General features: G+C 38.2%; 19 protein-coding genes. 13 read left to right on the top strand and 6 right to left on the bottom strand.

Features of this window, described 5'->3' with window-relative positions; genetic code table 11:
* Positions 1 to 6: 6 nt before the first annotated feature.
* From ABXG98_RS05440 to ABXG98_RS05450, 3 genes are all read left to right on the top strand, one after another.
* A complete protein-coding gene (locus ABXG98_RS05440) occupies positions 7 to 1,095 on the top strand; it encodes a TRAP transporter substrate-binding protein (protein ID WP_353537680.1) in 1,089 nt (362 codons plus the stop codon).
* A gap of 67 nt (positions 1,096 to 1,162) precedes the next feature.
* The gene (locus tag ABXG98_RS05445) at positions 1,163 to 1,693 is read left to right on the top strand and encodes a TRAP transporter small permease subunit (RefSeq protein WP_353537681.1); all 531 of its coding nucleotides are present in this window, start codon (positions 1,163 to 1,165) and stop codon (positions 1,691 to 1,693) included.
* Positions 1,693 to 2,973, top strand: coding sequence for a TRAP transporter large permease (locus ABXG98_RS05450; RefSeq protein ID WP_353537682.1), 1,281 nt, complete (start codon positions 1,693 to 1,695; stop codon positions 2,971 to 2,973). The genes ABXG98_RS05445 and ABXG98_RS05450 overlap by 1 nt, the downstream gene beginning before the upstream one ends.
* A 60-nt stretch (positions 2,974 to 3,033) precedes the next feature.
* Here the strand turns inward: ABXG98_RS05450 and acuI are convergent, their stop codons facing one another.
* The 4 genes from acuI to ABXG98_RS05470 form a co-directional block, all read right to left on the bottom strand.
* The gene (gene acuI, locus ABXG98_RS05455) at positions 3,034 to 4,017 is read right to left on the bottom strand and encodes an acrylyl-CoA reductase (NADPH) (protein WP_353537683.1); all 984 of its coding nucleotides are present in this window, start codon (positions 4,015 to 4,017) and stop codon (positions 3,034 to 3,036) included.
* A 46-nt stretch (positions 4,018 to 4,063) separates the two neighbouring features.
* A complete protein-coding gene (acuR, locus tag ABXG98_RS05460) occupies positions 4,064 to 4,696 on the bottom strand; it encodes an acrylate utilization transcriptional regulator AcuR (RefSeq protein WP_353537684.1) in 633 nt (210 codons plus the stop codon).
* A 402-nt stretch (positions 4,697 to 5,098) separates the two neighbouring features.
* Positions 5,099 to 5,902: a DUF2145 domain-containing protein gene (locus tag ABXG98_RS05465; protein WP_353537685.1), complete on the bottom strand. Its 804-nt coding sequence runs from the start codon at positions 5,900 to 5,902 to the stop codon at positions 5,099 to 5,101.
* Positions 5,902 to 6,237: a hypothetical protein gene (locus ABXG98_RS05470; protein ID WP_353537686.1), complete on the bottom strand. Its 336-nt coding sequence runs from the start codon at positions 6,235 to 6,237 to the stop codon at positions 5,902 to 5,904. The genes ABXG98_RS05465 and ABXG98_RS05470 overlap by 1 nt, the downstream gene beginning before the upstream one ends.
* A gap of 129 nt (positions 6,238 to 6,366) precedes the next feature.
* Here ABXG98_RS05470 and ABXG98_RS05475 point away from each other — a divergent pair, with 129 nt between their 5' ends.
* From ABXG98_RS05475 to ABXG98_RS05495, 5 genes are all read left to right on the top strand, one after another.
* On the top strand, positions 6,367 to 7,101 hold the full coding sequence (locus ABXG98_RS05475) for a helix-turn-helix domain-containing protein (protein ID WP_353537687.1): 735 nt from the start codon (positions 6,367 to 6,369) through the stop codon (positions 7,099 to 7,101).
* Positions 7,102 to 7,348: 247 nt separating this feature from the next.
* Positions 7,349 to 7,957, top strand: a complete 609-nt coding sequence (locus ABXG98_RS05480) for an energy transducer TonB (RefSeq protein WP_353537688.1) — start codon at positions 7,349 to 7,351, stop codon at positions 7,955 to 7,957.
* Positions 7,958 to 7,966: 9 nt separating this feature from the next.
* The gene (locus ABXG98_RS05485) at positions 7,967 to 8,539 is read left to right on the top strand and encodes an RNA polymerase sigma factor (RefSeq protein WP_353537689.1); all 573 of its coding nucleotides are present in this window, start codon (positions 7,967 to 7,969) and stop codon (positions 8,537 to 8,539) included.
* Positions 8,529 to 9,242 carry an energy transducer TonB gene (locus ABXG98_RS05490; protein WP_353537690.1) on the top strand — a complete coding sequence of 238 codons (714 nt, stop codon included), beginning with the start codon at positions 8,529 to 8,531 and terminating at the stop codon, positions 9,240 to 9,242. The genes ABXG98_RS05485 and ABXG98_RS05490 overlap by 11 nt, the downstream gene beginning before the upstream one ends.
* 162 nt (positions 9,243 to 9,404) lie before the next feature.
* On the top strand, positions 9,405 to 12,242 hold the full coding sequence (locus ABXG98_RS05495) for a DUF2339 domain-containing protein (protein ID WP_353537691.1): 2,838 nt from the start codon (positions 9,405 to 9,407) through the stop codon (positions 12,240 to 12,242).
* 139 nt (positions 12,243 to 12,381) lie between these two features.
* Here ABXG98_RS05495 and ABXG98_RS05500 read toward each other — a convergent pair whose 3' ends face one another.
* Positions 12,382 to 13,113: a substrate-binding periplasmic protein gene (locus ABXG98_RS05500; RefSeq protein ID WP_353537692.1), complete on the bottom strand. Its 732-nt coding sequence runs from the start codon at positions 13,111 to 13,113 to the stop codon at positions 12,382 to 12,384.
* A 160-nt stretch (positions 13,114 to 13,273) separates the two neighbouring features.
* Here ABXG98_RS05500 and ABXG98_RS05505 point away from each other — a divergent pair, with 160 nt between their 5' ends.
* Complete coding sequence (locus tag ABXG98_RS05505) at positions 13,274 to 13,858, top strand: TetR/AcrR family transcriptional regulator (RefSeq protein ID WP_353537693.1); 585 nt, start codon at positions 13,274 to 13,276, stop codon at positions 13,856 to 13,858.
* 162 nt (positions 13,859 to 14,020) lie between these two features.
* Positions 14,021 to 14,632: an MlaC/ttg2D family ABC transporter substrate-binding protein gene (locus tag ABXG98_RS05510; protein WP_353537694.1), complete on the top strand. Its 612-nt coding sequence runs from the start codon at positions 14,021 to 14,023 to the stop codon at positions 14,630 to 14,632.
* Between the two features lie 115 nt (positions 14,633 to 14,747).
* On the opposite strand, the gene plsB is transcribed toward ABXG98_RS05510, so the two are convergent.
* Complete coding sequence (gene plsB / locus ABXG98_RS05515; RefSeq protein WP_353537695.1) at positions 14,748 to 17,171, bottom strand: glycerol-3-phosphate 1-O-acyltransferase PlsB; 2,424 nt, start codon at positions 17,169 to 17,171, stop codon at positions 14,748 to 14,750.
* Positions 17,172 to 17,495: 324 nt separating this feature from the next.
* Between plsB and ABXG98_RS05520 the strand changes: the two genes are divergently transcribed.
* The 3 genes from ABXG98_RS05520 (at position 17,496) to ABXG98_RS05530 (ending at position 21,487) form a co-directional block, all read left to right on the top strand.
* The gene (locus ABXG98_RS05520) at positions 17,496 to 17,975 is read left to right on the top strand and encodes an NYN domain-containing protein (protein ID WP_353537696.1); all 480 of its coding nucleotides are present in this window, start codon (positions 17,496 to 17,498) and stop codon (positions 17,973 to 17,975) included.
* Between the two features lie 29 nt (positions 17,976 to 18,004).
* Positions 18,005 to 19,369, top strand: coding sequence for an alanine/glycine:cation symporter family protein (locus ABXG98_RS05525; RefSeq protein WP_353537697.1), 1,365 nt, complete (start codon positions 18,005 to 18,007; stop codon positions 19,367 to 19,369).
* Positions 19,370 to 19,678: 309 nt separating this feature from the next.
* A complete protein-coding gene (locus ABXG98_RS05530; RefSeq protein WP_353537698.1) occupies positions 19,679 to 21,487 on the top strand; it encodes an FAD-dependent oxidoreductase in 1,809 nt (602 codons plus the stop codon).
* The last annotated feature ends 5 nt before the right edge of the window (positions 21,488 to 21,492 follow it).

The raw sequence follows: 21,492 nt of genomic DNA on the forward strand, positions 1-21,492 counted from the left end.
TAATAGATGAAAAAATCACTTTTTTTAAAGGCCGCACTTATTGTGTCGCTTGGGCTTTCTTCGTTAGGCTTATCAAGCCTAGCCATGGCAGATGATGGGAAAAAATATCGCTGGAAGCTGGCTGAAACTTGGGGGCCAAACTTTCCTATTTTTGGTGACGCCACTAAAAATATGGCAAAAATGGTTAAAGAAATGTCCAACGGACGTTTAGATATTCGTATTGACTCTTCAAATAAACATAAATCTGCATTGGGGATATTTGATTTTGTTAAAAGTGGTCAATATCAAATGGGTCATTCAGGATCTTATTATTGGAAAGGTAAAAACTTTAATACGCTCTTTTTCACTACAATTCCGTTTGGAATGACAGCACCTGAACAGTATGCATGGTTTTACCATGGCGGTGGTATGGAATTGATGAAAGAAGTTTATGATCAATATGGAATTTTATCATTTCCTGGTGGCAATACCGGTAACCAAATGGGTGGCTGGTTTAAAAAAGAAATTAACAGCGTAGCAGACCTTAAAGGGTTGAAAATGCGTATCCCAGGCTTTGCTGGTGAAGTGTTAGCAAAACTAGGTGCAAAACCAACCAATATTCCTTCAGGTGAGCTTTATACAGCCTTAGAGCGCAATACTATTGATGCGCTAGAGTGGGTTGGTCCGTCTTTAGATTTACGAATGGGCTTTCATAAAATAGCGCCATACTATTATACCGGTTGGCATGAGCCGGCTGCCGAGTTGCAATTTATGGTCAATGAAAAAGCATATAACTCATTGCCTAAAGATTTACAAAAAATCTTAACAGTAGCAATGAAAACAGCTGCCTATGATATGTACACTCAGTCTTACCATGAAAGTGGAAAAAATTTAGCGACCTTACAAAAAGATTACCCTAATGTAAAAATGCGTTCTTTTCCTAAGAGCCTGATGAACAAAATCAAGCAAACTAATGATGATTTATTAGCTGAATTTTCAGCTAAAGATCCAATGACAGAAAAGATATTAAAATCTCTGAATAGTTATAAAGAGAAAGTGCGTGCATGGACAAACTTGTCTGATAGAGCTTATCTTGATAACTTTGATACCAAGTAGAATGTCTATTTAGATGAAGTAAGCGCGGTTTTTAACCGCGTTTTTTTTAGAAAAAAAAGAGCCAAATATGAATGCTAGTCTGAAATTAATTACTAAAATTATTGATGTCTTAGGTAATTTTTGTAGCCTGTTAATGCTACTGATGATTGCCAATGTTTTTTATGATGTCGTCATGCGATATTTTTTTAATGACGTGAATATAGGGATGCAGGAGCTTGAATGGCATTTATTTGCTGCAATGTTCATGTTTGGTATAGCCTATACATTAAAGGAAGATGCGCATGTGCGCGTGGATATATTTTACGATGTGATGTCAGCTAAGAAGCAGGCAATCATTAATATTTTTGGTTCAATCTTCCTTGCCTTACCTATTACGTTATTAATAATGTATTACGGTTACGGCTATGCCTTAGATGCTTATGCTATGGGTGAAGGCAGTGGCGACCCCGGTGGCTTGCCACATCGCTGGGTAGTACGCGCTGTTATTCCACTTTCATCTTTCTTTTTAGTGTTATCTATTTTTCATGTGCTGCTGAGTAATATTCAAATACTGTTAGGCACACAGCTGCCTAATAAGCATCATCAGGGAGAATTATAATGACGGGTTTAGTACTTTTTGGTATCGCCTTGGTGTGTTTGTTTTTAGGTTATTCGGTAGCGTTTACCTTTGCTGGCATATCACTTATTGTTGGCGTTGCTGTACTTGGGGTAGAGCTATTTGAATTCATGCCTTACCGCATAATGGCAATTATGGAAAATACCATTTTAATGGCCGTACCCATGTTTATTTTTATGGGTATTGTCTTACAAAAAACAGGTTTGGCCGAACGTTTATTAGAGTCTTCCGCCAAACTTTTTGGTGGTATTGCTGGTGGTGTCGCTGTTTCAACCATTATTGTTGGCGCCTTATTAGCCGCCTCTACTGGTGTTGTAGGTGCAAGTGTGGTTGCCATGGGGGTTATTTCTCTGCCTGTTATGTTGAAAAATAACTACCACCAGCCAACTGCTGCTGGGGTAATCTGTGCTTCAGGTACCTTAGGTCAAATTATCCCTCCCTCTATAATCTTAATTATTTTGGGTGATGTAATGGGCGTACCTGTTGGTGATTTATTTCGTGCTGCGGTGATACCTGGCATGATGTTGGTAGGCTTTTACACCTTATATATATTGATATTAGGTAAAGTAAAACCAGAGTTTATGCCGCCTATTGAGGTGACAGAAAATAAACGTGAATTATTGTTGCAAGCATTGAAAGATGTTGTTCCCCCCTTAGTGCTTATCCTCGTAGTATTAGGTTCAATCTTTGCTGGTATTGCAACGCCTACTGAATCTGCGGCAATTGGTGCTGTAGGTGCGGTCATTTTATCTATTTTTTATGGCAGTTTTACTTTTGCTAAAATGCATGATGTGTCAAAAGAGACGGTGAAAGTTACCTCGATGGTTTTTGCGGTGCTTATTGGTGCAACAGCATTTGCTATGGTATTTAGTTATTCGGGTAGTGAATATATAATTGAAGACTTCTTTTTGGAATTACCCGGCGGTAAATGGACATTTGTTGCTTTGGCCATGTTGGCGATATTAGTGTTAGGCTTTTTCATTGATTTTATTGAAATTGCCTTCTTGGTGGTCCCTATTTTATTGCCTGTTGCCGTTGCTTTAGATATTAATTTAGTGTGGTTCGCAATATTAATTTCAATGAACTTGCAAACTTCCTTTTTAACCCCGCCATTTGGTTTTAGTCTGTTCTATTTAAAAGGGGTTGCGCCAAAGTGGATGAAAACAACCACAATTTATAAAGGGGTAATACCGTTCATCATTATGCAAATATTAGTGCTATTGCTAGTGATTCTATTCCCTGATCACTTGATCATTTCTTGATGTTAACAAGCTTGATTTAGGGTTAATCCCTAAATCAAGCATCCTATTTTTTTTAAGCGATTACTGAGTCATATCAACAACCACACGGCCACGCACCTTACCTGCAATTAGGTTTTCAGCGGTTTCTACCACATCGCTTAAACTGATGTCTGTACAAATGTCTTCAAATACTTCAGGGTCTAAAATATCACCAAGGCGTTGCCATGCTTCAATTCTGTCTTGCAATGGGCGCATTACGCTATCAATGCCTGCCAAGGTGATACCACGTAAAATAAACGGGGCAACAGTTGCTGGAAAGTCCATACCTTGTGCTAAACCGCATGCGGCTACTACACCACCATATTGAATACCAGCACAAACATTGGCTAATGTGTGGCTGCCTGCTGAGTCGATTGCACCAGCCCAGCGTTCTTTGCCTAACGGACGACCAGGCTCTGATAAAGTGTTACGATCAATAATTTCTGCCGCGCCTAATTTTGTTAAGTATTCAGCTTGATCAACGCGTCCTGTAGAAGCGACCACTCGATAGCCTAGTTTTGCTAAAATAGCGATAGAGAAGCTACCTACACCACCGTTAGCGCCTGTCACTATAATGTCACCTTTTTCTGGTGTTATACCATTTTTTTCAAGGGCAATAACACACAACATCGCAGTGTATCCTGCAGTACCAATAGCCATAGCTTGACGTGATGTAAAGGCTTTTGGTAGTGGAATTAACCACTCACTTTTTAAGCGCGCCTTTTGAGCTAAACCGCCACAATGCGTTTCACCAACGCCAAAACCATTAAGTAATACAGCGTCACCGACTTTAAATTTATCACTTTCACTGTGCTCAACAATACCCACTAAATCGATACCTGGTATCATAGGAAATGTTCTAACCACAGGGCCTTTGCCCGTGATGGCTAATGCATCTTTATAGTTGAGCGTACTATGCGATACATTCACAGTTACATCGCCTTCGGGTAATAAACTGTCGCCAATGTTGTTAATGGTTGCACGGTAACCTTGGTCATCTTTTTCGATTAATATACCTTGGAACATAGTACTCTCCTTAATTAGACTGATCGTCTATAAATGGTTAAAAAAATTATTTAGGTAATGTTGCAATGAAATGCTGAAAGAAATTGTCTAGAGGTTGGTTATTTTGCACTAATTTTGCCCGGCTAACTGCGCCTTCCCAGCCAACCCAAAAAAGTTCAGCGAGTCGTTCGCAATCTGCACTGCTTGATAGCTCATGTTGTTTTTGTGCCATTATAAAACAATGACTTAAGCGTTGTTGCCAGTTATTAAATATAGTAATTAATTGTTGCCTGAAGCTTTCAGGTAATAATTCAATTTCCTGACCAAGATTGCCAACCAAACAGCCGCGTTTAAAGTGATGACGCGCCATCCCCATTTTAGCTTTTTCAACAAAATTACTTAGGCGAGTTAAGGGGGAGTATGATTCATCTAATAAACAGGCGTCTAATTTATCTGCAAAGTAACTGGCATAACTGTCAATTACTGCCTGACCAAATGCTTCTTTACTGGCAAAGTAATGATAAAAAGAACCTTTTGGTACATTGACCCTTTTTAAGATCTGATCGATTCCTGACGAAGCAAAGCCGCTTTCAGTTAGCTGTTCAAGCCCGCTGCGAATCAATGCCGCTTTTGTATCATGGTTTTCTCGTGATACTTTAGGTGGTCTGCCACGACGTGGTTTTGGTGTAGGTAAGTTCATTGTTATATAATAGACCGATCGTCTATTATATAACAAGAAGAAATAATTATTTTTTATCTTTTTTAATTTATACACTTAAAATACAATTATTTAAATTGGTTTGTTGTATGTTTGAATGTTTTATAATGTATGGTTGATAGTTAAAAACAGTTGAAATTGCTATTTGTCTTAAGTGGGAATATGACATGATTTTTTATTGGTTGGATATGAAGCTTATTAACAATATCAAATGACTTTTCGTGCCAATGTACTTTACTCAGGAGTTCATTGATAACGTCATCTTCGAAGTCTTTTGTCGAACATCCATAGATTTTTGTTTAGATTCCAGCCGAAAACACCACTGGAATGACGTTTTCGACAAATGTTGAATTGTTCCTAATTGATCTACATAGACATGATAATTTACAATAGTTGCTCTGTCGAACCATCAGTTTTTAAAACAACAGCCTTAGATAGTAAATTATTGTTTTTTAGATACTTACCTATGGCTGTAAACGTTGTTGTATAAACGCTACCAGAGTGATCTTTAGTAGAAACATCATCTACAAACCAATTACCTAACAATAACTTAAACGGACTCGCTTTTACCTTTTGAGGTTTAAAATGTTGTTTAGTATTACTTTTTAGTTGTTGTATGTCTGTTGTTTGGTAAATACCTGAGTTGACAATGTTTAGCGTGTGTTCAGTGCAGTTTTGAAAGATATTATTAAATGGGTTAGCAATGACAGAATAGTTTTTATTATGTATCAGCTTGTCTTTACCGCTAGCGATAACGTCTAAAATACGTTTTTGTAAATCAGGTGTAGGAATAATAACACCTGCTTTTAAGCTGTTAACTCCCCAAAAAAAATCAACAGGGTAGTCAATGATTAATTCACTTTTATCTAACTGACCTTTCTTTTGATAAAGGTTATGAATGGCGTAGCCTTTTACGGTTTCACCTGAATCAAGTTTGATAGATGAGTAAATTGCGACTGCAGTATGGGTAAATTTAATTCCCTTAGGTAACTCTTTTTCTGGCCTGCCAACTCGACCGATAATGAATGCTCTAGCTCCTTCTTTAGCTGCAAATTTCTCAACTTCTTTAGCAAATTTTTCAACCGCTGCAACTGTAAATTGAATCTCTGTGTCTTGAGCACTTCCAGCTATGGCTGGTCGTGTGATGGTCATCATTGCAATAAAGAGGATGTTTAAAAGCTTATTCATTATAAGTTCTCCTGTCTATTGACCTTCATTATTTGAGCAGGCGAAGGTGCAGCAGTAATTGTTTTATCTGTTACTTCTAAAGGCGTGGCAGCAACTGCATTTTCCATTAATGCACTACCTGCTTGTAACGCAACATTTCCGATTGCTCCGACCACGATAAGTGGCGTAGCAATGACTGCACTACCCAACTTAGCACTTGCTACTGTGCCATGAGATGTAGCTAAAGCAGAATGCTTGCTTGCTGCACTGGCATTCTGTGACGCTCCACTGTCCGCAAAAGACTGTAAACTCGTCATTGTTAATGTGATTAATAATACTTTGTTTAATGTTTTCATCTTGCTTCCTTATTTACTTATGAAAAGTGTGTGTTAAAAACAGAAATGATTATGACAATGGAATTGTTAAAATAAACCAACGTGTGTAATGTATTAAAATAATCAACTATAAGTATAGGATTACAATACTTGAGTCAGCTAATAGAAGTATGTGAGATACTAAAATCGACACTTAAACAGCAAGGGATTACCTATAAAGCCCTTGCTCAACAGTTGGGTATGAGTGAAGCGAATGTAAAAAGGATGTTCTCATTGAAGCAATTTTCGTTAGTGCGGCTAGAAGAGATTTGTGAAGTTGCGGGTATTAGCCTATCTGATTTATTTGTTTTAGTAGAAAATCAACGAAAAAAGCTTATTCAGTTAACCGCTGTGCAAGAGCAAGAGTTGATTGATGATACCAAATTATTTTTAGTTGCTGCTTGTGTTCGAGATGGTTGGAGTTTTGATGAGATAATTCATCACTACCAAATAGATCAATTTGAATGTGTTCAATTAATGGCAAAATTAGATCGGCTGAAAATAATTCAACTTTTACCCAACAACAAATACAAGATGCTAATCTCGCAAAATTTTCAGTGGATACCCAATGGTCCATTAGAAAAGTATATGGATAAAAATGGTATTACAAAGTTTATGGCATCAAGTTTTGTTGGAGATAATTGTATCAGGTTTTATATTAGAGGTACCTATAGTGAAACGTCTATCAATATTATTGAAAGAAAACTCAAACAATTGAAAAAAGAAGTTGCCTTATTGAACCAAGAAGATGCGTTATTACCATTAGATAATCGAAAGCATTTTGGTCTTCTTTTAGCTATGCGCCCATGGGAAATGTCAATATTTAAAGCGTTACGGAGAAATTAGCGATTGACATAAAAATTAGTGAAAAAGGAAGTTTTACCACCAAGATTACAATGTTTTCTGAGGCTTAATTTAATTCTCAAGCTGAGGAAATGTGTACCAAAGCACATTCTGTAAAGATAAATATATAAAACTAAAAATATTTTAACCCCATTTTAAGTTCTTCATCGTTTTACATGTATGCAAATAGTTAATTGGGTTATTTGCTGTGTGATCACACCTCTTTAATTTTATTAGGCGAGGAAAAACTATGAAGAAAGTAATATCTATATTTGCTATGGCAGGGGTAATCTCGTTTGGCTTATTCGCTTTTATGGCGTTTTTGATCAATAGTGACCAGGTAGAAACAACGCTAGGTCCACCTCCGGTTATTGTTGATATTGTAAAAACACCTGAGGATTCTAAGCCAGAAATCAAGGCTCGCAAGTTATTACAACCACCTGAGCCACCACCAGTGATGGAGTTAAGTAAGGTTTCGCCAGAGATAACTAAAGTAAATACCGACTTCAGTTATACCCCGACGGGTCTAAAAATGATAAGTAATAATACGAGTAGTTTGGCTATGAACTCTCAACCAAACCAAGATGCACGACCTGTTGTTCGGGTAAACCCTAAATACCCCATCAATGCACTTAGGGAGGGAATTCAAGGTTGGGTTACATTAGCGTTTGATATTAGTGAAATAGGGCAAGTAATTAATGTTAAAGTACTTGATTCACAGCCAAAACGTATTTTTGATAAAGCCGCAAAACAGGCATTGAGAAAATGGAAATATCGCGCAAAATCAATTGATGGTAAACAAGTGCAACAGAAAAATTTTACCGTGCAATTAGATTTTACTATGGAACAGCAGATTTAGGATATCTATTTGAAGCTACCCTCAATGATAAAAGGTTGGTTAAATACCACTATCACCCCAGAAAGGTTGCTTGAGCATTATGTCTCTACCAATGATGAAAAGTACTTAACATTACTGGTAGAGCAGTTCAATCTATCAATTTATCACTACTTAATAAGTCTATCTGACAAAGAGACAGCTGAAGATGTGTTACAAACAACATGGCTTAAAGTAATGAAAGTACAATCATTGACAACAAAACACACAAATGTGAAAAGTTGGCTTTATACGATCGCTCGAAACACTTTGATTGATGAGTTAAGACGTCAACAAAAATGGCAGTGGCAAGCGTTAGAGGCACATCATCTAAATTGTTGCTCACCAGCACAAGAGTTTGAAATGAATGACCGGTTGGCATCCTTTAACTTTGCTATTAATCAGTTACCTTTTTATCAACGAGAAGCTTTTATTTTTCAACAAGAAGGGCTTTCAATAATTGAAATATGTGACGTAACAAATGAGCACTTTGAAACAGTGAAAAGCCGTTTGCGCTATGCACGTAAAAACTTAAAAGAAATGTTAGGAACGCCTCATGAACAATGAACAGTTTGATAAAGAATTATCGGCACTTTATCAGCAACGTAAATCGAAAATCATTGCTCCAAGCATCCCTATGACTAGTATCTCTACTAAAAGGAGTTATTCAGTAGTGAAGCTGCTGTCAATGTTTGCGGTGGGAGGCGTCGCTTCGTTTGGGATTATGGCTATTATGTCCCACTTCACTAAAAATACCCAAGAGCAAACACAATCGTTTTCTACGCAACATCAGATCAATATCATTGAGGATACACCGAAAAAGGTTGAAGATAAGGTTGTGGTAGTTAAACCTATGTTGCCACCTAAGCCGGATATTCCAGTATTAGCATCAGGTCATGAGGTGTTAGCGCCAGAAAAAAATAATGTGCAAGTTAGTAGCGTTGAAAATGTTGAGCTCAACACTGTACAAGTTGTTAAACTACCACAACTGAAAGAGCCTGACTTTTTAATGAAGCCAATTTATAAGGTTATGCCTAAATATTCACACCAAGCCCTACAAGCACAACAATATGGTACGATTAGATTACGTTATGAAATTGATGCTACGGGAAGTGTTAAAAATATTAAGATAGTTAACTCTGAAGTTAGTCGAGAGTTACAGCGCTCAGCCAAACAAGCTTTAGCGAAGTGGAAATATAAACAAAGTACTAATGTGCAACGCAGCTACGAAATCATCTTCGAGTTCAACCCTAACCAGTCAACCCCTTAACATTCACCCTAATAAGTTTAACCGTGAAGCGGCCAGTCGCACAAAGTAACAAGGTTAAAACTATTGAATGTTGTAGCATAAAGTTAGAGAAGTTCTTGCAACTTAAAACCGTCGATGTTCAAATGTTTATTGTTAATTAGCAATAAGTTACAGGATGTAATAATGAATGAAGAAGTTAAAGCGTTAAAGTCTGAAGTTGCCTTGCTTAAACTTCAATTTAGTAAGCGAATTGAAGCGGTTGAAAGCCGTTTGAGTAGTTTACTTGTGCAGACGCAACAAACAGCAGAGCTAAATGAGCAACCTGTTGTGCTTGAGCAGGAGTCTACTGCTTTTGTAGAACCACATAAGGCTACAGAAGTAGCTTACGCTCAAGCTCAGTCAATACCAGAAGATGCCTACTTAGCGTCAACATCTAGTGACTTTGCAGCCAGCAATACTGCTCGTGCGCCAGCTTTCTTCATGTTGTTTTTTCAAGGCTTACTTGCGTCACTTTTCGATTGGTTTGCACCTGTTGCCAAAATATATCAGTCATATAAAGAACGAGGTATGTTGGGGATTTTTATCCTTACCCTTGTGGGTATCGGTTTAACCCTTGCTGGGTTTGGCTATTTAATGCAGTTGCTTATTGATCAGCTAGGAGCTGGCTCTAAAGCTTTACTGATGTGCCTTGCCGCCGTTTTTGTAATGGTATTGGGTATAGTATTAAAAATAAAAACACGCTTTGGTGAATTTGCTACAGCCATTGTTACCTTGGGAATTCTACTCTCTTATAGCACGGTCTACTTTGCTGGCAGTGTCTACAGCTTATTGCCAAATGTTGCGGTATTAGCTTTGTATTTGGCCATTGCCATGGTTTGTCACTGGCTGGCATTGTGGTTAGACACCAAAATTGTTGCCGCGCTTGGCGTTATTGGTATCGCTACTATGCCAATACTTTCAAATACTATTGTCATTGAACCGCTTTATTATTTGTTATCTCTGGCCTTTGTTGTTGGCAGTAGCTTAATTTTAGCCTACCGATATATTGGTCAGTGGCTCGCACAGTTAAGCCTAGCATTTACGCTAGTATCACTTGAATGGGTGCTTGGCTTTGAAGCTATTATAGTATCTGTATGGGTGATAAACCTGTTTTATTTACTGTTTTTAGCCTATGCCACTGCCGAAATACTTAAAGAGCAAGCACCGATAAAACACACATTAGTGTTTATTGCGGCACTGGTGGGTGCCATCGTATTAATGTGCTTTCAATCAGCTGATATCTTTACTCAACCAATGAGTGTTAGTTTTGCATTGAATGCTTTGGTAGCTGTTGTGACTAGCGTGTTCTTTTATCGGATCAAGCGGGAGTTAAGCCATTGCTTTATATTATTGGCTGCAACATGGGGTATATTAACTATTATTAGTGCGGTAAGTAATGCTTATTGGGGCATTGCTTGGGCAATAGAGGGAATATTATTACTAGCTATTGGTCGCAAATACAAACTTAGTTCGGTCATTAATCAAGGGCAAATACTAACGGCAATCGCCTTGGTATATTCTTGGTCAGCATTAGCGCCTTATTTCCCTTTACCCGCATTGAAATCAGTAGACGGTTGGGTATTATCTTTAACCATTGTTGCTATTATTGCGATTTGGCTACGACTCATCAACAATACTAAGGTATTTAATGACTACACCCAAAACAGGGTTAAACCGCTTTTGCAATTAATAGAAGCTGTGTGGATATCTGTGTTGGTCATTGCCAGTGCTAACCTAGGACTAGGTAATTGGACTGGCGCACTGGTTATTTTAGTGCAAATAGCATTACTGTTTAGAGCCAAAAATTGTAAACAAGTCAGTATAGAAGTATTTGCGGCGATACTTATTTTGGTGCCATTATTTTATGCTTATCAAGGCGCGTTATCAGCAAATAGCTATCGTTTTATGTTGCTGCCATTATTTGCCAAATTTGCGCTGATTTCAGCGTTTGCCCAGTTGTGGTTATGGTCGGTTTTTTATCGAAAATATCAACCAGACAGCGCTATTATGCATGTTGCTGAGTCGGCACGTATTTTGTTCTATTTACTTATTCCGGTTTGTTGGGTTGGCTCGGTCATTCGTCGATTTGATGAAGCAGCACTTTTACTTTTATGGCTTTCACCATTATTAGCATTGTTATTGGCTCGAACCATACAGCACCACCTACTGGTGAAAGAAGCAAAAGTGCTTACCGGTTTAGCTAGCCTGATTTTCATTATAGCCATTGGTCAGCTATCACTATTGTACAGCTTGCTTGCCTTCGTTGGCTTTTTCAGTGTTTACGCCATTGCATATTACTTCGCTTGTAAAGACGCTACCTCGCTTTATCGTTATGTGTGTAGTTGGGGGCTATTTTCCCTTGGTTTTGCTTTGCCAAATATCGTTGGCTTTCATACCAGTAGCTTATTGTATGGTGGTGTGATTGCCGCTGTTTATTGGGCGCTTGCGTTTAATGCACTGACACTTTCAGCGCATTTAAAAAGGAATGAAACCACCATTATGGTGATTAACTTGCTGCTAGTTGTTGGTGCGTGGTTCATGACCTTATCCAGTGCAGAATATGCCATTATTCCAGTGATCTTTTTAATGGCAGCTTTATATCAAAAACAACAACGATTTAAACAGTCAAAATTAGGGGGAATGTTAAAATTAAATGGTGACTTACTGTTGCATTCTGTAGGCGCAATAACTTACATAACTCTGTGCTATGGATTTTCTAACTACCGACTTGAGCTATTAATTGCTCCAGCATTAGCAGTGCATGGTGCATTAATTTTATTCCTAAAAGATAGGCGTATTACTACAGTTAAATACAGCTTTGGTTTAATTTTGCTCGGTATTGTTAAGTTGTCACTGGTGGATGCTGTTAACGCCGTGCTTTGGCAAAAAGTTATTTTATTTATGGGGATTGGTGTTTTTATTCTAATCGCTTCATTTTGGTATCAAAAGTTGGTGAATAGTGCCGTAGTTAAAAATAGTTAAGCGGTGCTTAGTTATTAGCGTTTATTGATGTGATAATAAGTAGTAAACATAATCAATATTTGTGATTTCTCGATAGGTTTTGCAGGTGCTATCCTTGATTAGATTATGGGTAGCACTTGGGATATTGCCGGTAGGAAAATTATTTATATTTTTGCAATATTGCCTCTAGCCTACCTGTTTTCTTTAATTCGTATAGCTGTCTTTCAATTGAACTCCTATACACTTTGGGGAAGTCCTTGGAAAAGCTTAAATTTACATCATAATCTGGGATGATACTTGAAAAGTTATGGAAGGCTATTGATTCCCTATTAATTGTCAACTTGTTCAAATGATAGATAAGCCTTGATTTCATTTCGACAAATGCAGCCACTCTATTTTTTAGCACCATTTCTATTGCCGCTTCATGAGTTTTGACATAATAAACATTTTCAGGCTTTTTGTTTATATAATTTATCAAACCCGGGTAATTAAAGCCCCGTATTAAGACCAAACCTTTATCTAGAATATCGTCTATTGAATTATAAGGGACTTCTGAAGTAGTCATTAATACATGTTGAACTGTCATTAGCGGTGTGGCTGACAAACTGTGTGATCTTGAATCTGGCCATTGAACAGAGCCATAAGTAATCCAGGGCGTTTTTGATTTTTCTAACATTAATATCATGCGCTTAAAAGGCAATGTTTTATACTCTAGGTTTACATTAGGCAGAACTAGTTGCTTTAGCACATCTGTTACGATACCGCTATTTTCCGAAGGAATTTGAATAGGAGAAGATGATTTATCTGAAATATAATAAGTAATGTCTATTACCGTATTAGCGTTAACAATTGCAGAACATATTAATAGTGCTATCGCGAACAATTTACTCATTTTAGCTTTTCAACTTTTACGTATCATGTTTAATAATATAGCATAATAAATAAAAACTGGTGGCAACTCGTTTATTTTTTAACTAACCCTGTTCTTGCAACAGACCAATCGGTTTGTTATTGTGAACAGGTTAAATTCTGAGAATATCAAGAGTCGTAAAATGAGTGATGCCGAACAAACCCGTCAAAAAATTCTTGCTGTGGCCGCTGAAGAAATTCATCAGCATGGCTTTCAAGCAACCAGCTTGTCTACCATATTAAATCGATGTGGTATCTCTAAAGGTGCTTTGTATTATCATTTTACCAATAAGCTTGAATTGGGTTATGCGGTATTTGAAGAGAACTATATTCCAGTATTTCTGGGCACATGGCAGCCGGCGTTAAGTCAAAACGACCCAATTGAAGGATTGTGTGAGTTCTTCACCTCAATGTGTAATTCTATGGTATGTAATGAGGCGGTTTGTGGCTGCCCATTGAATAATCTTTGTGAAGAAATGGCCAATGTTGATGAAGGTTTTCGTTTGCGAATTTTATCTATGCAAGAAAAATTAAATGCACTTATTGTTGAGTCTTTAGAGCGAGTGCAGGGCGATCTTCGTGATAACCTAGTTTTTTCTCAAGTCGCTTATTTTATTGTTGCGACTTTTCATGGGGCAACATCGTTAACAAAAAGTTCGCGTAATAAAGAATTATTTCAACAGGTTATTACTGAACTTTGTTTGTATATTCGTGCATTGAAAAAGTAGCTTAACGCTAAAAGTTCTTAGTTAAACGCTTTCCTTATAAATAAAAAAGGTTACAAACCGACCGGTCGGTGCTATGCTTCACTTATCTTACATACCGAGCGGTCGGTATATTGTGATTTTATTTAAATCATCGCACTTTTCTAAATTTATAGGAGCGACCCAATGCAACCCATAACCAAAACCTTGATGATATTTTTATTGGTGTTTACTAGTTCAGCATTTTCGTCTGAAACCTCAACTACCTCTCCTTATGTGGTGTTGCAAAACATAGGTAATAAATTATTTACCCGCATTGCTGCAAATCAACAAGAAATTGAAAAGTTTCCTGCGCTTATGCAGGTTATTGTAGAAGAAGAGTTGATGCCGTCTATTGATTATCAATATGCATCGTATCGCATTCTGGGTAAAAATTTACGTAACACTACACCGGCACAGCGCGAACAGTTTGTCAGCTCTATGCGTCATTATTTAGCAAAAACCTATGCCACGGCTTTAAAGCAATATAACAATCAGCAAGTGATTTTTGAATCGGAAAAACCCGTAAAAAATAAGCGTATTGTTGCGATAAAAACACAAATTGTTGATACCAACAAGCCCACCATTGATGTGGTATTTAAAATGCGACAAAACAAGAAAACTGGGCAATGGAAGGCGTATGACATGGTGGTAGAAGGGATATCTTTACTGAGTAGTAAAAAGGCAGAATTAAGCTCCAGAATTGCAAAACAAGGTGTTGAACAAGTTGCCATAGAATTAGCGTCTATTGGTAAGTAACAAAAATCGTTAGCCACCTTTATTCACTTATTACTAGCCAAAAAAGCGCTGATAAAGTCAGAGTCGCATTATGCTTAGGCACTCTGGCTAGTATTTAGGTGAAGTACAAATAGAGTTACCTAGCAATACCTTGTAAAACTTCAATTGAAACTAAGCGGGTAACTTTTTGCTTTAATTCAGCCATAGACTCACTGGTAGTGAGTAACCCTTCTTCATTTAATGTTAAATAGCCTTGTTCACGTAAAGTGTTAATCAATGTGGCTTGGGCTTTTTTATCAATAAATTCAGGTGCAGTAATATTATTTAACACCGCTAAACGCTTGGCAATGGCAACTACTTTTTGCTCAAGCTCGCGTCTTGTTATCGGGGCTAATCGTGTGGTAAGAGAGGTGATTATGGCTAAGCGTTGTATGCTTTCGTCAATACATTCAGCCATTAAATGAACATGGTTAAGCAATTGTGTGTCATCGGTTAATGACCAAAATTGCGCCGCAGATTGTTTAGCAAGGTCACTGCTTTCAAGCGCCGTTAATACTTGTTCTACTTGTTGCTCTATTTGTTCAGGCGTTTGCCATAAAAATAAGTCATCTTTTAATGTGGTTAATAAGCTAACAGTTTGCTGGGTTATTTGCTGGTGAGAAATCTTATTGCTATGGGTTAATTGTTTGCATACTAACGAAATTAACGCATAGGTGTGCAAAATATTATTTCGGTAATAGCGCATTTCTAAACTTGCCGAGTCATCTAGCGAAATAATAGTGCCAAAACTGTCTTGCGAAACGGTGATTTTATTGAGTGAAAGAACATGTTCAAGCAGTTGTGCACCATTTTGCTCTGGAATAGTGAGTTGTTGACTAAAAGGGGCTTTGCGCTGAATATCAAGAAAAAAGTCTAAGTGTTTTTCTAAATCAGCTTTTGCCAAGGCTCTATTTTCACTGGCATGTAAAATTAGCGCAACCAAGGCCACGCCATTCAGAGCAGCACATTGATTAATTTGGGTCATCAGCTGATAAGACATGTCATTGATGGTAGGTGTTAACCAGTTAGGTTTTTGCGGATCTATTGGGTCAATTGATTCTTTCCAATTAGGTACTTTATCATTTAAGTAGTTATTAATATTAATAGGCTCGCCAAAATTAACATAACCGTTACCATAATTTCGTAAATTTTTAATTGCTTTAAGCACCCCAAAAATAGACTCTTTTTTCTTTTCACTGCCGCTTAATTCTTTATAGTAAGTGCCCACTTCCATTACATGCTCGTACCCTATGTAAACAGGCACTAAGGTTAACGGGCGATCGATACCACGCAATAAACTTTGAATCGTCATCGCTAGCATTCCCGTTTTAGGGCTTAATAATCTGCCAGTGCGGCTTCGGCCGCCTTCTGTGTAATATTTTACCGAGTAACCACGCTCAAAAAGCAAGCCTAAATATTCACGGAAAATAGTTGAATACAATCGGTTTCCGGCAAAACTTCTGCGAATAAAGAAGGCACCGCCTTTTCTAAAAATAGGGCCTGCTGGCCAGAAGTTTAAGTTAATACCGGCAGCTATGCGCGGCATTACAAGTCCTTCTTGCAAAATAACATATGAGAGTAATAAATAATCCATATGGCTACGATGACAGGGCACATAAATAATTTCGTGCCCCTCTTGTGCTAACTTTCTCAGTACCTGTGAGTTATTGACTTTAATGTCGCTATATAAACGGCCCCATAACCAGCGTAGCAATCTTTCACCTAGTCGTACTAATGACACACTGTAATCACCAGCAATTTCTTGCATCATTGCGTGTGCTTGCTTTTTTACTTTGTCAGGGCTGATGTTTTTACTTTTTGCCTCGTCATTGATAATGCGTTTTACCGAGGGATTAGCAAATAATGCGGTAAACATTTGCTGACGATGAATAAGCCGAGGCCCTTTGGCAGCAATGTTTTGACGGTGAAAGTGAAAACGAGCCACTCGTAATAATTTACGTGCGGTGGCTTCGTCATGACCATGGTCATCAGACATATTTCTTAAGGAAAATGCGTCGCTATAACGGATTAAATTATCGCGACCTAAAAACATCACAATAAAAAACTTTTGCAACCATGTTGGGGCTGCTTGCTCTGCTAATAAAGACGAAACATTGGCGTTGTTTTTTTCTTGCGTAGGAACTCTGCCCCAAACCAAGTTAACCGGAATTAGCTGTACATCAAGCTCGCTATCAAGATGATGTTGATTCAACATCTCAAGGCCTTGTTGTATAGCATTGGTTTTACTGCGTTTAAAACCAAATATTGAGGTTGGCTTTGCTAGGCACAGGGTGCGATCAAATAATTTGTCTTTGATTTTTACTTTGCCTAATGGGTCGGGCAAATTTTGTTTTTTACAGGCGCGTTGTAATGAGATTAAGTCACTCGCAGATTGATAACTCACCACATAGAATATTGGTCGTGACGATGTTTCAATAGGCGTATTGGCATCAAGTACTATTTTGCTACGAACCAATAAACGAAGAGGAAGTTTTAATAATAAATAAAAAAAAGAACGCAATATAGATACCATGAGCGCTAATATTAACCGTGTGAAAAAATCAAAAAAAGGAGTTTAGCATTATAAGTGTATCTACAGCAAAACTGACTGATAATAATGTAGAACAATTAAGCACAAATGCAACCCTTTAGCGAATAACTTATTAATCGCTAAGTTCATTTTAGTAATTTTACCGAATTCATTCGCTTATTTGGTATAGCACTTTAGTCGCTGAGCCCAGATAAATAGCATTCATTATAGCGTTAACTGCTTTACCTCATTCCTTATTACTATATTATAAACATAGCCGCCTTAACGATAACCAACCTACACAAAGGACTTATTTTGCAAAGAATTGCTGTGTTTGTAGATGTTCAAAATATTTATTACACCACAAGAGATGCCTATCAGCGACAGTTTAACTACCGTCTATTATGGCAAGAGCTAATGGCTCAAGGCGACGTTGTTATGGCAAATGCTTATGCCATTCAACGAAGCGATGATCAACAACACAAGTTTCAAAAAGCGCTGAAACATATTGGCTTTGATGTTAAGTTAAAACCCTTTATCCAACGCAGCGATGGCTCAGCTAAAGGTGATTGGGATGTTGGTATTACAATTGATGTGATGACAGTCGCCGCGAATAAAGAGATCGATACTGTGGTTTTGTTGTCTGGTGATGGAGATTTTGATTTGTTACTCAGCCATATTAACGCTGAATATGGCGTTAAAACCCAAGTGTATGGTGTACCTAATTTAACCGCTAAGTCATTGATTAATGCGGCCGATGAATACCATGAAATTAAGCAAAGCTTGCTGCTCTAATAAAATTAACACTATAAAATTATAACTATATGAAAGAATTAACATTAATACTGGGCGAAATTTCCGCGTTTATGTGGGGATTACCCTTAGTTATCTTACTTGTTGGTGGCGGGCTGTTTTTTGTATTTCATAGCCGTTTTTTACCCTACTTACACTTAAAACACGCACTGGACATTACCTTAGGTAAGTTTTCAAAAGAAGATAAGGCCAAAGGTGATTTAACCCATTTTCAAGCCTTGATGGTTGCGCTATCAGGCACGTTAGGTTTAGGTAACATAGCTGGGGTTGCTGTAGCTATTACCATTGGTGGTGCGGGGGCTATTTTTTGGATGTGGGTTACCGCCTTGGTAGGTATTGCCACTAAGTTTTATACTGCAACGTTAGCCGTAAACTATCGAGGTGTAGATCGCAGTGGGCGCATACAAGGCGGGCCTATGTATGTCATTCGTGAAGGGTTAGGGAAAAAATGGTTACCATTGGCTTGGTTATTTTGTTTAGGCGGTATGTTTGGGGCTTTGCCTATCTTTCAAATAAACCAGCTGGTACAAGTCATGCGAGACTTTATTGCCATTCCACATGGTTTAGCAACTGCCAATGATCACTTTAGTTTTGATTTAGTAACGGGCATATTCCTCTGTTGTTTAATTACTTATATTGTAATGGGCAAGCTTGAACGTTTAGCTAAAATTACCAGTAAAGTCATTCCTATGATGGTTATTTGTTATTTTTTATTAACCTTAGGGGTGTTATTGCAGAACCTTTCTGCTATTCCTAGTGCTTTTTCTTCAATATTCATTGGAGCCTTTAGCGGTAGTTCAGTTGCTGGTGGTTTTATTGGTGCCGTAGTACTGACAGGCGTTCAACGTGGTGCCTTTTCAAATGAAGCGGGTATTGGCACTGAATCAATGGCGCATGGCGCGGCTAAAACCAATGAGCCAACCCGTGAAGGCCTAGTTGCAACTTTAGGCCCGATAGTAGATACCTTAATTGTCTGTACTTGTACAGCGTTAGCGATTTTGGTGACGGATATCGGTGATCTTCAACTAACCGGCGTGAGTTTAACTGCGCAAGTATTTGAGCAAGCGTTTCCCAATATTGGTGGCTACTTACTAACGTTGGTGGTGTTCTTTCTTAGCACTAGTACCGTGCTAACATTTTGGTATTACGGCAGTAAATGCGCAGAGTTTTTGTTAGGAAAACGTTTTGAACAAGGCTATGTTTGGTTTTATTTATGTTTGATTATTGTTGGCGCGGTTTCTTCGCTAGCGTTAGTGATTAACTTAATTGATATTATGTACGCCTTAATGGCAATACCCACCATGATTTCAACCGTATTGTTGGCACCAAAAGTAACTGAACAAGCTAAGATCTATTTTGATAAATACCATGGGTAGATGAGGGTAAGCGATACCACTAAGGTATTAAATCAAATTAATTATTAACAAGGTACACTAAATAGATTAGATTAGAATATATACAAATAGCATCAAGCAGTTATACCATGGTATTTATGCTTATGTCGCTTACTTAGGCGCTACTAAATCTATGTAGGTTGGACTTTAGTCCGACAAAGGGTAATAAATTACCTTTTAACATAGCATGCTTTTTTCTCCTGAGGTCAGCACATAAGCCCGTTCGTATATTGATGTAATGAAAGTATAAGTTGTTTCAAATAAGACCTTGCACAATTAAAGGAGTTAGCTTTGAAGAAAACTGATACTGATAATTACCAACACTTTCTTAAAGTTGTTGACTGTCAGCAAGCTTGTCCAGCACATACGCCTGTACCCGAGTATATACGTCTCATTGCCGAAAAACGTTATACCGATGCCTATCTCATTAATTGGGAGTCTAATGTATTTCCGGGGGTTTTAGGTAGGGTATGTGACCGCCCCTGTGAACCAGCATGCCGCAGAGGCCGCGTAGAAGACACCCCTGTTGCTATCTGTCGATTAAAACGTGTGGCCGCTGATAATAAAGATGACATTAGCGCATTCCTTCCTAAGATCCCCCATAAAAAAAATGGTAAACGGGTTGCACTGATCGGTGCAGGCCCTGCATCAATGACCGTTGCTAGAGATTTACTCCCTTTGGGGTACGACGTGGTTATGTTTGAACGTGATGCCAAAGCGGGCGGCATGATGCGTAGTCAAATCCCTGCCTTTAGATTACCCGAAACCGTACTAGATGAAGAGCTTAATTATATTATAAATATGGGGTTAGAGTGCCATTTTGGTGAAGAGATCACGTCACTAGATAATTTATTGAAAGCAAATTTTGATGCCATATTTGTTGGTACTGGGGCACCCAATGGTCGTTGGTTAAAAATTCCTGGTCATGATCAGCTTGACCCCACTGTGACTCAGCCACAGATAGACACTGGCATCAACTGGCTTGCAAAGGTTTCTTTTGGTCATTTAACCTATGACAAGGATAATCCCAGTCCCAAAAAAGTGGTGGTATTAGGGGGAGGCAATACCGCGATGGATTGCTGCCGCACTGCAAAACGTTTAGGCGCCGATGACGTAACAGTGTTGGTACGCTCAAGCTTTGACGCGATGAAAGCATCACCTTGGGAAAAAGAAGATGCAGCCGCAGAAGGCATTACTATCATGCCAAACTATAATCCTTTGGAATACAAAATTGACAATGGCAAATTAGTGGCTGTGCTCTTTGAGCAAGTGGCATCAGTTTATGACAAAGTTGGTAATCGTAGCTTGCAAGCTACTGGTGAAACCTTGTTGGTTGAATGTGATCAGGTGCTGGTTGCGGTGGGCCAAGACACAGCATTTGATTGGATAGAGCGCGATATTGGCATTAAGTTCAACCAATGGGATAGTCCAAAAGTAAACAGTGATTCACTACAATCTAGTTTGCCCAATGTCTTTTTTGGCGGGGACGCGGCGTTTGGTCCTAAAAATATTATTTCAGCCGTGGCTAATGGTCATCAAGCGGCAATCTCTATTGATTTACTTTGTCAACATGCTGACCCTATTGAAGATAGATCTGATACCAGCTTTAACTTAGTGAGTCAGAAAATGGGTATTCATGAATGGAGCTACCAAAGTGGCATTGATCACCAAGCACGTAATCTTGTACCACACATTTCATGGGATGAAGCCGTAAAAACCTTATCGACCGAGGTCGAATTAGGGTTTGATGAAAAACTGGCATTAGCAGAAGCAAGTCGATGCTTGAACTGTGATGTGCATACAGTGTTTACAGAAAGCACCTGTATTGAATGCTCGGCCTGTGAAGATGTTTGCCCAATGGATTGTATCAATTTTGTTGAAGAACAAAGTGAAGATGAACAAGTGGTTAAGCAGTTTAGGGTCTCCGAGCTTAATAGTGAACAAAGTTTATTGGTATCAGCCCCTTTAAAAACAGGACACATCATGGTTAAAGATGAAGATGTATGCTTGCATTGTGGGTTGTGTGCAGAGCGTTGTCCAACTGGCGCTTGGGATATGAAAAAACTACTCATTAATAATATTAACGCCACGATTAAATAACGCTA

It is taken from the genome of Colwellia sp. KU-HH00111, assembly GCF_040362745.1.
Lineage (GTDB): Bacteria > Pseudomonadota > Gammaproteobacteria > Enterobacterales > Alteromonadaceae > Colwellia.